At 73.2% G+C, this 13,891-nt stretch carries 10 protein-coding genes; 5 read left to right on the top strand and 5 right to left on the bottom strand.

What is annotated here, in order from left to right; genetic code table 11:
• A partial coding sequence (locus V7793_RS21725) for an EsaB/YukD family protein (protein ID WP_336009006.1) occupies window positions 1-815 on the bottom strand: 815 nt, incomplete at its 3' end.
• Window positions 816-1,034: 219 nt separating this feature from the next.
• Between V7793_RS21725 and eccCa the strand changes: the two genes are divergently transcribed.
• Complete coding sequence (eccCa, locus tag V7793_RS21720) at window positions 1,035-4,991, top strand: type VII secretion protein EccCa (RefSeq protein WP_336009004.1); 3,957 nt, start codon at window positions 1,035-1,037, stop codon at window positions 4,989-4,991.
• A gap of 240 nt (window positions 4,992-5,231) precedes the next feature.
• Complete coding sequence (locus V7793_RS21715; protein ID WP_168093490.1) at window positions 5,232-5,462, top strand: DUF397 domain-containing protein; 231 nt, start codon at window positions 5,232-5,234, stop codon at window positions 5,460-5,462.
• 88 nt (window positions 5,463-5,550) lie between these two features.
• On the opposite strand, the gene V7793_RS21710 is transcribed toward V7793_RS21715, so the two are convergent.
• The 4 genes from V7793_RS21710 to eccB form a co-directional block, all read right to left on the bottom strand.
• Entirely contained in the window at window positions 5,551-5,859 is a 309-nt protein-coding gene (locus V7793_RS21710) for a WXG100 family type VII secretion target (RefSeq protein WP_058046541.1), read from the bottom strand.
• A 112-nt stretch (window positions 5,860-5,971) separates the two neighbouring features.
• A complete protein-coding gene (locus V7793_RS21705; protein ID WP_336009000.1) occupies window positions 5,972-6,364 on the bottom strand; it encodes a WXG100 family type VII secretion target in 393 nt (130 codons plus the stop codon).
• A 118-nt stretch (window positions 6,365-6,482) separates the two neighbouring features.
• On the bottom strand, window positions 6,483-7,943 hold the full coding sequence (gene mycP, locus V7793_RS21700; RefSeq protein WP_336008998.1) for a type VII secretion-associated serine protease mycosin: 1,461 nt from the start codon (window positions 7,941-7,943) through the stop codon (window positions 6,483-6,485).
• A gap of 199 nt (window positions 7,944-8,142) precedes the next feature.
• Window positions 8,143-9,759, bottom strand: coding sequence for a type VII secretion protein EccB (gene eccB / locus V7793_RS21695; RefSeq protein ID WP_336008996.1), 1,617 nt, complete (start codon window positions 9,757-9,759; stop codon window positions 8,143-8,145).
• A 181-nt stretch (window positions 9,760-9,940) separates the two neighbouring features.
• Here eccB and eccE point away from each other — a divergent pair, with 181 nt between their 5' ends.
• The 3 genes from eccE to V7793_RS21680 all read left to right on the top strand — a co-directional run.
• Window positions 9,941-11,218: a type VII secretion protein EccE gene (gene eccE / locus V7793_RS21690; protein WP_336008994.1), complete on the top strand. Its 1,278-nt coding sequence runs from the start codon at window positions 9,941-9,943 to the stop codon at window positions 11,216-11,218.
• Between the two features lie 80 nt (window positions 11,219-11,298).
• Window positions 11,299-11,979: a hypothetical protein gene (locus tag V7793_RS21685; RefSeq protein WP_336008992.1), complete on the top strand. Its 681-nt coding sequence runs from the start codon at window positions 11,299-11,301 to the stop codon at window positions 11,977-11,979.
• Between the two features lie 865 nt (window positions 11,980-12,844).
• Window positions 12,845-13,891, top strand: a 1,047-nt coding sequence (locus V7793_RS21680; protein WP_336008990.1) for an SCO5717 family growth-regulating ATPase, incomplete at its 3' end; no start/stop codon positions are given.

Genomic DNA, 13,891 nt, shown 5'->3' with positions numbered 1-13,891 from the left:
ATGGCGACGACGGCGCAGACGGCGGCGGCCGCGGAGGGGCCGGCCCCGGTGAAGATCGTGCAGAAGGCGGCCACGGTGCCGGCGGCCGCGGCGGTGAAGGCGGCGACGAACGGGGCGTCGCCGGTGGGCACGGCGGCCACGAGCACGGCGGAGGCGACGACGACGGCCGCGCAGCCCAGCAGGAACTGCAGCCGGCCGGCGCCCTCCCCCTGCGCGGGGCCGAGGATGCCGGAGCCCGCGATCATCATGTGCGGGAGGGCGGCGAGGCCGAGGGCGACGGCGGAGGCGCGGTCGGCGTAGACCCGGGCCCGTACGCCCGCGAGGGCCGTCAGCAGCACGCCGGCGGCGGCCGCGACGGCGCCGGGGAGCCCGTGCATGTCGTGCCGGACGGGGTCGGCGAACCAGAGGGCGAAGCCCATGAGCGCGAGGAGCAGTGCTCCGCCCGCCAGGCCGCAGGTGCGCAGCAGGGCGTCGCTCCACAGCGTGTGGTTGCGGGTGACGGCGGAGGCGATGGCGTCGCTCACGTCGTCGTGCACGGCGGGCGGCAGCGACTCGGCGAAGGGGCGCAACGCGAGCAGGTCGCCGTCCAGGACGTGCTGGGCGGCGAGCGAGCGGGCGCCGTCGAGGACGGTGCCGTCGCGGCGTACGAGGTGGTAGCCGGTGGGGGCGCCGGCCGGCTGGGTCTGCCCGGTCAGGCGCAGGATCTCCGGATACACGTCGGCGACGGCGATGTCGTCCGGCAGGGCGACGTCGATCCGGCTGTCGGGCGCGACGACGGTCACTCTGCAGAAGCCGGTCGCAGCGGACGTACTCACCTATCAGGCCCCTTGTTTCACTGTTTCACCGTGCACGACAGTGCGGCTTCGCGTGCACGACTGTGCGGCTTCACTGTGCACGGATGTGCGGACACCCTATCGGGGCCGTATGCCCGTACGCCGATAGGATCACCGTTCCGCGCATGGGGCCCGCGCCGTCGGAGCGCGAGGGGTGCCGCGCGGAACTGTCCTTGCCGTGCGGAGGGGTTGAGGCATCCGGTGAGCCAGATCGTGGTCAGTCGTCCGCCGAGGGCCCTGCCGCCGGAGGTGCCCGGCGAGGCGGTCCGGCTGGAGGCGCCCCCGGAGCTGCCGAGGGACCGTCAGGAGGGGCTGCTGATGCAGCTCCTGCCGACGCTCGGCATGGCCTCGTCGATGGTGTACTTCTTCATGCCGGGCGCCGCCCCGATGATGAAGATCATGGGCGTCCTGATGATGTGTTCGACGCTCGGCATGACCGTCGCGATGATCGTGCGGCACCGTCAGGGCACGCAGGGGCGGACCGCGGACATGCGCCGCGACTACCTCAAGTACCTCGCCCAGACGCGGCGCACCGTGCAGCGCACCGCCAAGGCGCAGCGCGACGCGCAGTTCTACCTGCACCCCTCCCCCGACCAGCTGTGGTCGGTGGTGGCCGAGGGCACACGCCTGTGGGAACGGCGCGCGGGCGACGAGGACTTCGCACAGGTCCGCATCGGGCTGGGCACGCAGCAGCTCGCGACGCCGCTGGAGGCGCCCGAGACGGCGCCGATAGACGAGCTGGAGCCGCTGGCCACGGGTGCGATGCAGCAGTTCCTGGCGACGCACGGCTCGCTGGACGGCATGCCGGTGGCGCTGTCGTTGCGCGCCTTCTACCACCTGACGCTGTCGGGCGACCCTGAGACGGTGCACGGCACGGCGCGGGCGCTGGTGGCCCAGCTGGTGACGCTGCACTCGCCGGACGACCTCGTCGTGGCCGTGGCCGCGGCACGGGGCGCGGCGCCGTCCTGGGAGTGGACGAAGTGGCTGCCGCACGTACAGGTGCCCGGTGCCGTGGACGGGGCCGGCGCGCGGCGCCTGATCGGCGACGACCTGGCGGAGCTGGAGGAGCTGCTGCGGCCGCGCCTGGAGGGGCGTACGCGGTTCAGCCGGGAGGGCCGGCCGCTGCTGGACCAGCCGCATGTCGTGGTCGTGCTGGACGGCGCCGCGGTGCCGGCGGACTCGGTGTTCGCGGCGCCCGAGGGGCTGCAGGGCGTGACCGTCGTCGAGGTGGTGACGGGAGAGCTCGGCGAGCCGCGCGGCGGGTTGTCGGCCGTGGTGCAGCCGGGCTCGCTGCGGCTGGAGTCGCAGGTAGCGGTCTACGAGGGGGAGCCGGACACCCTCGCCGTGGAGGCCGCCGAGGCGCTCGCACGGCAGCTGGCGCCGCTGCGCCTGGGCACGGGCGACGACGGCGACGAGCCGCTGCTGGCGAACCTGGAATTCACCGACCTGCTGGGACTGGGCGACGCGGGCTCGGTGGACGTGGCGCGCGCGTGGCGGCCGCGGTCGGCGGCGGAGCGGCTGCGCGTGCCGATCGGCGTCAGCGAGGACGGCGCTCCGGTGATGCTGGACCTCAAGGAGGCGGCGCAGGACGGCATGGGGCCGCACGGGCTGTGCGTCGGCGCGACGGGCTCCGGCAAGTCCGAGCTGCTGCGCACGCTGGTCCTGGGGCTCGCGGTCACGCACAGCTCCGAGACGCTGAACTTCGTCCTCGCCGACTTCAAGGGCGGCGCGACGTTCGCGGGCATGTCGCAGATGCCGCACGTCGCGGCCGTCATCACCAACCTCGCCGACGACCTGACGCTGGTCGACCGCATGCGCGACTCGATCACCGGCGAACTGCAGCGCAGGCAGGAGCTGCTGAAGGCGGCCGGCAACTACGCCAACATCCACGACTACGAGAAGGCCCGGGCGGCCGGCGCCGCGCTGGAGCCGCTGGCTTCACTCGTCCTGGTGATCGACGAGTTCAGCGAGCTGTTGACGGCCAAGCCCGACTTCATCGACATGTTCATCCAGATCGGCCGCATCGGCCGCTCCCTGGGCGTGCACCTGCTGCTCGCCTCGCAGCGCCTGGAGGAGGGCCGGCTGCGCGGCCTGGAGACGTACCTGTCGTACCGGATCGGCCTGCGTACGTTCTCCGCGGCGGAGTCCCGTACGGCGCTCGGGGTGCCGGACGCGTACCACCTGCCGTCCGTGCCGGGCTCCGGCTACCTGAAGTTCGGCACGGACGAGATGACGCGCTTCAAGGCCGCATACGTCTCGGGCGCCTACCGGGCGGACGCGGGCACGGGGCCCGGCACGGGGCCGCTGCCGATCGAGCGCCGTCCGGTGCTGTTCACCGCCGGGCCCGTCCCCGTCACGTACACCGCCCCGGCGCCCGCGACGCCGGACGCGCCCGGCCCGGGCGACGACGCGCTGGCCGACACCGTCCTCGACGTGATCGTGCGCCGGCTCGACGGCCAGGGCCCGCCGGCCCACCAGGTGTGGCTGCCGCCGCTGGACCGGTCCGCGGCCCTGGACGAGCTCCTGCCGCCGCTCTCGGCCGTTCCGGGCCGCGGCCTCACGGCTCCCGGGCATCCGCGCCTCGGCCGGCTCAGCGTCCCGATCGGCCTGGTGGACAAGCCCTTCGAGCAGCGGCGCGACGTCCTCTACCGCGACTTCTCCGGCGCGGCGGGCAACATGCTGGTCGTCGGCGGCCCGCAGTCCGGCAAGTCGACGCTGCTGCGCACACTGGTGTCGGCCTTCGCGCTGACGCACACGCCCGCCGAGGTGCAGTTCTACGGGCTGGACTTCGGCGGCGGCGGCATGATCGCCGTCGACGGCCTGCCGCACGTGGGCGGAGTGGCATCCCGGCTCGACCCGGAGCGCGTACGCCGTACGGTCGCCGAGGTGTCGGGCATCCTGGCCCGCCGCGAGGAGTACTTCCGGGCGCACGCGATCGACTCCATCGGCACCTACCGGCGACTGCGGGCGACGGGCGAGATCACGGACCAGCCGTGGGGCGACGTCTTCCTGATCGTCGACGGGTGGGCCGGCTTCCGGCAGGAGTACGAGATGCTGGAGGGGGTCGTCGCCGACATCGCGGCGCGCGGCCTGGGCTACGGCATCCACGTCGTGGTGACGGCCTCCCGCACCATGGAGGTGCGCGCCTCACTCAAGGACCAGCTCCTGAACCGGCTGGAGCTCCGCCTCGGCGACACCATGGACTCGGACTTCGACCGCAAGGTCGCCGCGAACGTCCCGGCCGGGATGCCCGGCCGCGGCCAGCTCCCCGAGAAGCTCCACTTCATGGCCTCGCTGCCGCGCATCGACTCCGGCAGCGACCCCGAGACCCTCACGGACGGCACCGCCGCCATGGTGCGCGCCGTCAGCGGGGCCTGGGACGGGCCCGGCGCCCCGGGCGTGCGGCTCCTGCCGCGCCGGCTGCGCGCCGACGACCTGCCCAAGGGCTTCGAGTACCCGCAACACGGCGTGGCCTTCGGTATCGACGAGGCCGGCCTCGAACCGGTCTTCGCCGACTTCGAGACGGACCCGTTCTTCCTCGTCTTCGGCGAGAGCGAGTCCGGCAAGACGGCCCTGCTGCGCCTCCTGGCCCGGCAGATCACCGAGCGGTACGGCCCGGACGAGGCGAAGATCGTGGTCGGCGACTACCGCCGTACGCTCCTCGACGCCGTCCCCGGCACCCACCTGCTGGAGTACGCGCCGACCGCCTCGGCCCTGACGGTGCACGCCGAGGCCCTCAACCGCCTCATGGAGCGGCGCGCCCCGCAGCCCGACATCACGCCGCAGCAGCTGCGCGAGCGCAGTTGGTGGTCCGGCCCGCGCTTCTTCGTCATCGTCGACGACTACGAGCTCGTCTCCACCGGCAGCGGCAACCCGCTGGCCGTCCTGACCGAGAACCTCCCCTTCGCGCGCGACGTGGGCGTGCGCTTCATCATCGCGCGCAGCTCGGCCGGGGCGTCCCGGTCGATGTACGAGCCCTTCATGCAGCGCGTGAAGGAGCTGGGCGCCCAGGGCGTCCTCCTGTCCGGCGACCCCGGAGAGGGCGATCTGCTCGGCAGCGTGCGGCCGCAGGGGATGCCGCCCGGGCGCGGGTACTTCGTGTCCCGCAAGAGGGGCGTGTCGCTGGTGCAGGCGGGGTGGCTGCCGGAGGAGATGTGAGGGGCACGGGGCGGGGCACGGGGCGGCGGGAGGAGCCCCGGTCCGCACCCGCCGGGGGCATTCTCCACACGGCCGGCCTTCCGTACGAGCGCTTCGCGAATCTCCTCTGCCGCGGATCCATCCGGAGTACGCTGCCCACGAATGCTGTCCCTGCAGGAGTCGTCGTCCCTGCAGGAGTCAACTGGCCTCATGCCACAGCGATCCCGCGGAATTGCGCACCCGAAAGGCGGCCCCTGCCCCATGGACGAACGCGAGAAGGACGAGCTGTACGCACGCGACATCTCCGGTCTCGAATGGCTGAGTGCGCCCGAGGCCAAGGACGACGAGGAACGCGTCGAGATCGCCTACTTCTCCGACGGTGCCGTGGCCATGCGGTCTTCGACCGACCCCGGCACCGTGCTGCGCTACACCCCGGCCGAGTGGCGGGCCTTCGTGCTGGGTGCGCGGGACGGCGAGTTCGACCTGAAGTAGGCCGGTGAGCCGGTGAGCCGGTGAGCACGAGCCTGGGGGGCAGCCGCAGGATTCCCGGTCGGCCGCCCCCCGAGTGCTGTGGAACGGATCAGTAGCTGATGTCGAAGAGCTGCGACGCCTTCTTGTCCGTCGCGTGGAAGTGCTCGCCGCCCTTCAGGACCAGGTCCGCGACCTGCTTGAGCGTCTCCTGGATGTGCGCGCTCCGCCGCCGGAACTCCGCGTCCACCTGCAGCATCATCTGGTGGGCCTCACCCTCCCAGCCGGCCGCGACCTTGTTCACGGCGCTGCGCATGACCTCCAGCTCGCGCTCGATCACGCCCGCCGCCTTCTTGATGTCGGCGGCCGTGGTCTGAAGGGAGCTGTAGTTGACTACGAGCTCTCCACCCTGGTCTGCCATGTGTCCCCACCCTCTGTGGTGCTGTTCAAAACCGAAAAGCCGGAATGATGTGCCGAATGATGTGCCGGAATGATGCGGCGAATGATGTAGCGGGCACGAGTGCCCGGCCGGATCAGTAGTTGTCGATCCCGCTGGAGGGCGCCCCGGGGGCTCCTGCAACGGACGCGGAGGCGGGTGCGGCGCCTCCGCCACCGACGTCGACGCCCTTCATCTGGGCGGCGATCTCCGCGTCGGTCGCGCCGGAGGCGCGGTGCGTCAGGACGACGGCCTCACGCACGCGGTCGATCATGCGGCGCACCCGGTCGTGGTCGTCGTTGAGGTCGCTCTGCGCCTTGCGGAAGGCGCTGTGCGCCTCGCCCTTCCACGAGGAACCGCCGTCCAGGGTGGCGATGACGTTCGCCAGCTGGCGCAGGTTCGCCGAGAAGTGTGAGCTGGTCTTGTCGATGGCGTCCGTGAAGGCCTTGAACGCCTCGTCACTGACCTTCTGCCTGCCGTTCTCCGACATGTTCCGCCTTTCCCCCCGAGGGCCGTTGTCTGCCGCGCCCACGAAAGGCGCCGAATGTCACTCTAACCACTCTGTGTGCACGCCCCAACTACGCGTACGTGCGGCCACTTTGATGCCCTCACAGGCCGCGCAGCGCCCGCCGGCGCCGGTGTTCCCGCCCCACGACGGCCGCTCCGGCGATCGTCGCCACGAGAACGGCCGCGCCGCCGAGCGCGTACGTCGCGAGCCGTTCCTGCCGCTGCTGCGGCGACTCGCCCACAGCCAGGGGGGCCACGGAGGGGGCCCGGGCGCTGCGGGCCTCGGGCCCGGCCGGGGTGACGCGGTCGACGGGGTGCGCGTCGTCCGTGAGGGCGCGGACCGGGTCGACGACCCCCCAGCCGATGTAGGGGTCGTGGCCCTTGGTGACGCGCTCCGCCGTCTGCTCGATCTGGGCGACGACCTGGTGCTGCTTCCAGTCGGGGTGCTTGGCGCGGATGAGGGCGGCGACCCCGGCCACGTAGGGGGCGGAGAAGCTGGTGCCGTTGTCGACGCACTGGCCGCCCAGCGGGACGGTGGAGACCATCTCGACGCCGGGTGCGGCGACGCCGACGAACTCACCGGGCTGCGAGAAGGAGGCGCGCTCGTTGTTGCGGTCGGACGCGCCGACGGCGAGGACGCCCTTATACGCGGCGGGGTAGGTCTCCTTGACGTCGCCGCCGAGGCCGTCGTTGCCTGCCGAGGCCACGACTACGACGTCCTTCTCCAGCGCTTCCTTCACGGCCCGTTCGAGGTCGGAGTCGCGCTCCAGGGCCTTCGTCGTGTCCTGGGAGATGTTGATGACGCGCGCTCCCGCTGCGACGGCCAGGCCGATGCCCTGCGCCAGGGTGCGGGACGTGCCCGTGCCCTTCTCGTCGTTCTGGCGGATCGGGATGATGACCGACTCGGGTGCGATGCCGACGAACCCGCTGCCGGGGGACGGGCGGGCCGCGATGATGCCGGCGACCTTGGTGCCGTGTCCCACCAGGTCGAGGGTGGGGTCGGGCTTCGGCTTCTCCGGCTCCTTCTCCGGTTTCCCCTCCGGTGGCTTGTCGGGGCTCTTCTCCGGGCTCTTCGACGGGCTCGGCTCCGCGGACTTCTCCGGCTTCCCGGGCTCGCCCTTCTTCTCCCCGGAAGGGGATGCGGACGGCGTTCCGGGCTTCGGCGTGCTCTTGTCCCCCGCCTTCTTGCGGTCCCCGTCCGCTTTCCCGTCCGAGGGGCCGGGCGACGGCGCGGGGCCGGGTGCCCGGGGCGCGTCCTTCGCGTTCGCCCTCACGCCCGTCCCGCCTTTGGCCGCCTCCGCTGCCGCTTCCGCCATGCCCGTGAGCAGGTCGGCGCCGCTCTCGACGTCGACGGCGCCCTTGAGCTGCGGGTTCCGGACGTCGACGCCCGAGTCGATGACGGCGACGCGGACCGGCCGTCCCGCACTGTCCCGGCCCTTGGTGTCCTGCCAGAGGCGGTCGAGGAGGATCCGTTGGAGCGACCAAGGGGTGCCCTTGATGGTCTTGGCGGGGTAGGTGCACTCGCCGCTGCCGTCCAGGTGCACGGCGGCGGATGACGTCATCGGGGCACGGAGCGCGGGGGCGGGCGAGGGGGCCGGGCCGGACACCGCTGCCGCCGGTACAGGCGCAGGCGCGGGCACAGTCCCGGGCGCGGCCGCCGCAGCGGCTGCGAGGACCGCCGCCAGGGCGGCATTGAGCACTGTCGTCGTGCGCGGCATCGGCTGCCCCGCCGTGCGTGGCATCAGCTGTCTCATGACCGGCTCACGACCCCTGCGGCTGGCGGGCGCTGTTGGTGTCCAGGCGTGGTCCGGTCGGCAGGAACTGCGACCAGTTCGCGGGCACTGGCAGAGGGTTCACGCTTCCGTAGCCGAGCCTGGTGCGGGCCTGGTCGGATTCGGCCGGGCCGGCGGCTCCCGTTCCCGGCCCTGTCCCGTCCGCCGCGCGGGCGGAGTCGGTCGAGCCGTCCGGCCCGGCCGAGGGCGTCGCCTTCTCGCCGATCTTCGACTTGCCCGTGCCGCTGTCGTTGTTGGATTGCACGGCGTAGCGCAGTCCGGTGTCGGTGACGAGGAAGACCGACCCGCTGTTGGTCTGGCGCCCCGTGACCTGGCGGTAGAGGAGGCCGGAGCCCGGGGTGACGTACGCGCTGGTGGCGCCGTCGGGGATGGTCGCCGGGTAGTCGTCGCCGGCCCAGGTGGCGAGTTCGGTGGTGCCTCCGGCGGACATGCCGCTGAAGATGCTGCATACGGTGCGGTGAGTGTCATTGGAGGGCCCAATGAAGTTGGCCTGCCGGGGCACCTGGGACGGCCAGTGGTACTCCCCATAGAACTCGTCGTCCGCCGGGGTGAAGGCGGCCGCGCTCACCCGCTCGGGTACGCCGGCCTGGTTGAGCGGGGCGAGCTTCCTGCTGTTGAGGAGCAGCTTCGCGACGAGCGGAGAGACGCGCTGGACCTTGCCGCGCAGCACGACGTAGTTCTGCGTGCCGTTGCCGGTGGGCGCTTCGAGGACCGTGCCGATACGGCCGGCCTTGGCAGGCAGAGTGCCCACGCCCGCGTCGACTCCGATGTCGCCGCCGGTCTCGGGGAAGACGACGGGCGCGCCGTCGTGGAAGGTGTCCAGCCAGTCCTTGGTGACGGGCTGCGGCTTGGCTCCGTCGTTGAAGACGGAGCGGAGCAGCAGGTTGTGCTCGGAAGGGTCGGCGGACTTCCAGTCGGCACCGCCGAGCAAGTACTTGGTGCCCCGGGGGTCGACGAGGTAGCGGGCTCCGTCCGGGCCCTGCACGTAGAGCGCCTGGTCGCCGCGCAGGCGCTGCTCGCCGGTGAGCTTCTTCAGCTTGGGGTCGCGCCCGGCGAACAGGAAGACGGCCTTCTGGGTGGTCCTTCCGCCCGCACCGGGCTGCTCGCAGACCGCCCAGTGCTTCTGCTTGCCCGCCTCGCCGGGTCCGGGCATGCGGTCGGGTGCGTAGGGGATGCCGAGCGTCGGGCCGCGCGGGATGCGGCCGTTGTCGAGCTCCGCCTCCTTCACCTTGATGACGGAGGACTTCTCGGGGGTGAGGAGCAGCTTCGCGGAGGCGAAGTTCAGGACGGGGTGCAGCTGCTTCTTCTTGTCCGTCGTCAGGACGACGTAGCGGGTGGTGGACTCGCTTCCGACGATGACGTGCGCGGCCTCGTCGTCCCAGCCCTTGGGCGCGGTCGGCCTGAACATGCCCCAGGCGCCGAAGCCCGCGATCAGCACCGCCCCGGCGACAAGGCCCGGCAGGACGGCGCGCAGGGGGCGCGGCGCCCCTTCCTCCGTGCCGTGGGGCGACGGCTGCAGGAAGGCTGCGACCGTTCGCTTCCGGGCGAAGACGTAGGCGTTGAGCTCATCCCGCCGTGATGCCATGTGTAGCCGCTTCTCCCCTGGTCTCGGCGCCGGTCGACAGGTACTGCGCACGGTCCGGTTGTCGTACCGGACCCCTACTATGCCGGTAGGGATCAACAGGTCCGTCAGGGACCGGTGCTGATCCGGACTTCCCGTGCGGCCGCGGAGGCGGCCGGCGACGGCTGAGGGGGCTGAGACAGGCATGGGTGCCGCAACGCGCGTACGGGCGCCGGGAAATGCCGATCCCGGGGCAGTCGTGGTCGCCCCCCGCGCGGCGCGGGGCGGAAGGGTCGGGCCGGTGCGGCTGCAGCAGCTGGTGCTGGCCGAGGTGGCCGTGGCGCTGGTGCTGCTCGCTCTGCCGGCCGGGCCGGTGCTGCTGGTACCCGCCGTCGTGGTGGCCGTGGTGCTGGTGTCGCTCGCGCTGGTCCAGCGGGGACAGCGGCCGGTGGCGGAGTCGCTGGCGGCCTCGGTGGCGCTCCGCGGGCGCACCCGCCGGGCGGCGCCGGCGGATGCGGGCACGGATCCTGCCGTGGCACCGGTCGTGGAGTGCGAACCGGCTCTGCGGACGGGCACCTTCACGGACCGCGGGCAGCGCGAGGCCGGCCTGGTCGGTGACGGGACGTTCGTGTCGGCAGTCCTGCGCGTCGATGCCGTGGACGCCCCGCTGCGCCCCCTGCGGGCCGAGAAGGCGCTGCCGCTGGCCCTGCTGCGGGACGCCTTGGACGTCGACGGCATCCGGCTGGAGTCCGTGCAGGTGGTGCAGAGCACCCGGCCGGCGCCCGCCCCGCACCTGCCCGCCGATGCACTGGCCGCGCGGAACTACGCACCGCTGCAGGCCCTGTCGGGCACTCCTGCGGTCCGGACGACATGGGTGGCGCTGAAGCTCGACCCGGAGCTGTGCCCGGAGGCCGTCGAGGCGCGTGGAGGGGGCGAGGAGGGGGCCGGCCGCTGCGTGGTGCGGGTAGCCGACCAGTTGACGAGCCGGCTGCAGGGGGCGGGGTTCCGGGCGTCTCTGCTGTCCGAGGACGAGCTGACCGCCGCGATATCCACGGCCGCGAACGTCAACCCGGTGGCCTCCGCGCAGGCCGCGCGCGCGGCCACCCCCGTGCGGCGGACGCTGGAGAGCGCCCGGGCGCTGCGGTGCGACGACCGCTGGCACACCACGTACTGGGTCGCACGCTGGCCGCAGCTCGGCGCGGGAGCCTCTTCCCTGCCGCAGCTCGCCGCCCTGCTCACCTCGCTGCCGGCGCTGTCGACAACGCTGAGTTTGACGCTGGCACGGGGCCGCCTGCGGAACGGGCGCCATGCACCGACGCTGACGACGCACGTGCGCGTCACCGGCCGCAGCTCCGACGAACTGGCGACGACGCGGCGGGAACTGGAACGGACGGCTCGCTCCGTGAAGACCGGCCTCGTACGGCTGGACCACGAGCAGGTCCCCGGCATGCTCGCCACTCTGCCTCTGGGAGGTACGCGGTGACGACCACCTGGACGCCTGCTTCGCCCGGGCCCGGGAGCGCACCCAGGGCAGGCGCCGGGCGGCCGCGTTTCGGTCTGGGGATGTTCGGGCCGCGGCGGGGCCGGCACGAGCTCGCGCCCGAGGAGTACGAGGCGCTGGCCCTGCCCGTCGGTGACGATGGTGTGGTCATCGGCACCGACCCGCACGGGGCGCCGGCCGTCCTCGGGGTGGCCCGCCCCACGCCGTTCGACGCCGTCCTGATCGGCGGCGCCTGGACGGCACAGGTCGTCGCCCTGCGGACCGTCGGCACGGGCGCCCGGGTAGCCGTGGAGACCGGCCGCCGCGGGCTGTGGACCCCGCTTGCGCAAACCGCCAACGGCGGGCAGCAGTGCGTGACCCTGCACGACGTCGGACGGGTGCCTCCACAGGGCCCGTCGGTGCACGCCCCTATCCTCGTCGTGCGCGACTGCGGCGCCCGGCCGCCCCGCGGGCGGGTCGTGACCGCACCCTGGCAGTCCGTCCTGACCCTGCTGCCCTACCTGGGGCCGGATGCGCCGCGTCTGCTGGGCGGCGCGGACCTGGTCGGCGTCCAGCGGGTCTCGCCGGAGGAGGCGCAGCAGCTCGGCAGCCTCCTCGGGCTGCCGCAGGCCGACGTCGAGGCGCTGCCCGCGCTCCCGGAGACGGTGACCTTGTGGTGCGCCCGGCGATCGTGGACGTACGTCGATGTGCGGGCGACGGATACCGAGACGCAGCTGCTGGGCGCCCCGCGCCGGATGGACTGACCGGCTGCGCGCACGCCAACAGACGGGGCGCGCACCCGGTGGTGCGCCCCCGTTCACTCGCAGGAGTCCGGCGGGCCGTCAGCCTTCGCCGAGGACGAGGAGCAGCTTGTCGGCGTCCGTCCGCGCCTTCGGAACTGCTGCCCAACAGGCGCGTGGCGGCGACGAGGAGGCGGCCCCCTCGTACAGGAACCTCAGCTCAGGAACCTCACGCGGAAGAACAGCTTCTCGGCGTTCACGGTGGCCTTCGGTTCTGCAGCACGACCCTCTTGTCGACCCCCCCCCGTCAGGGGCCGGCGGGCGGCAGGGCGCCGAAGGGTTGTCCCGGGGGCGGATAGGCGCCGTACGTGGGGGCCGGGCTGTTGCGCGTAGGGATTCGCGTTCGGTGGCGGGTCCTGCGGTGCGCCAGCGCAGCCCTCCGGCAGCTGGTTCGGCGGCGTCGAAAGGGGCAGGGTGGCTGGACCAACGACGCATGCCTCCTGAGTGCGGGCCCGTCGCGAACCTGCCGCGCTCTCTTCCCCGCCGATCCAGGGGGAATACATGGGTTATTCAGCTGGAAAGGAGCGAATCGGGCGCAGATCCCGCACGGTTGTGACTCCCGAGCGGGAAATCCTTGCACCAGCCGACTCCTGCGCCCCACCGGTCCGGTTGCCGCCGCCCGGGGTCCGGGGCGGCGCGCGGGGCGGCCGGTGGGGTGGGGGCGGGCCTGCCCCGGCGGTGCGTATGACGATTAGGCTGGGCAGGTGTACGGACGGGGGACCTCATCGGCCTCCCCTGTCGCAAACGGGGGAGACCCGGGCGGTCGGACGACGGGAACGGTCGGGCCCGACAGGCACTTCATGGGCGCTAGACCACACCAGGAGGCAATGTGAGCAGCGATCGGGACGAGATCCGCGCAGGCGGGTCCGCAGCCGGCGGGGACCGGTCCGACGCCGGTCACGATCACGAGCCCGACACCATGGGCGAGTTCACCATCGACTACACGCCACCTGCCTGGTACACGCAGAACGCCTCTTCCGCAGCGGCCGCCACGGCGGGCACCGGCGGCACCGGGGGTGGCGCGCAGCAGCCCACTCCTCCCCCGCCTTCGGGTGAACCGCTGGGGATGCCGCCTGCGCCGCCCGCCGAGGCGCGGAGCGACCGGGCGGAGACTGCTTCCGGGGAGACCGCTGCGACGGGCGGGGCGCAGAGCCCTGCCACGATGCGGTTCTCCGCGTCGGCACTGCAGGACGAGATCGCGGCACGGGGCGGCGAGGCAGCCACCTCCGTGCCGAGTGCCGTGACCGCCGACGCGGAGGGCGCAAAGGCCGCCGACGGTGTCGCGGGACAGGGCGCTGCCGGCGCCCCGGGTGACGCAGACGCCGCGGCCGGGCACGAGGCCCGCGCCGAGTCGGTCACGGGGCCGGGGCACGAGGCTGGTACGGGCTCCGATGCAGGAAGCCGCCTCGACGCCGGCACGAGCCGCACGGAGGACGAAAGCGCTTCTCCCGTCGCCGACGTCCCTGCTGACGACCAGAAGGCCGGAGAGGGCCCCGCGGAGGGCTCGTACGCGGCATCCGAGAACGGCTCCGGGGCCGCGCCGGCTTCCGAAGGCGCGGATGCGGCCTCCGAGACCGGGCAGGCGGCCCCGCGCCCCGAGGGCACCATGCGGTTCTCCGCCGCCGCGCTGCGCGACAGGGTCGCCGGGCGTGCGGACGAGGAGCCGGCGGAGGCGGCACAGGACGCTCCGGCGGCCGCGTGGGCCCCGCCGCCGGTGCCCCAGGCCGCGCTGCCTCCCCTCCCGCCGAACTTCGCCCCTGCGGCTCCGGTGCCGGACGCGCAGCAGCCTTCCGAGATGCCTGCGCCTCCCCCCATGCCGCCACAGGGTTTCCCGCCCGCCCCGGGCCCGTACGCCGCGGCCCAGCAGGGCGGCTCC

It is taken from the genome of Streptomyces sp. KLMMK (assembly GCF_036961605.1).
Taxonomy (GTDB): Bacteria; Actinomycetota; Actinomycetes; order Streptomycetales; family Streptomycetaceae; genus Streptomyces; species Streptomyces telluris.
Note: the sequence above shows the minus strand (reverse complement) of the source record. Positions and strands in the feature narration are given on the sequence as shown.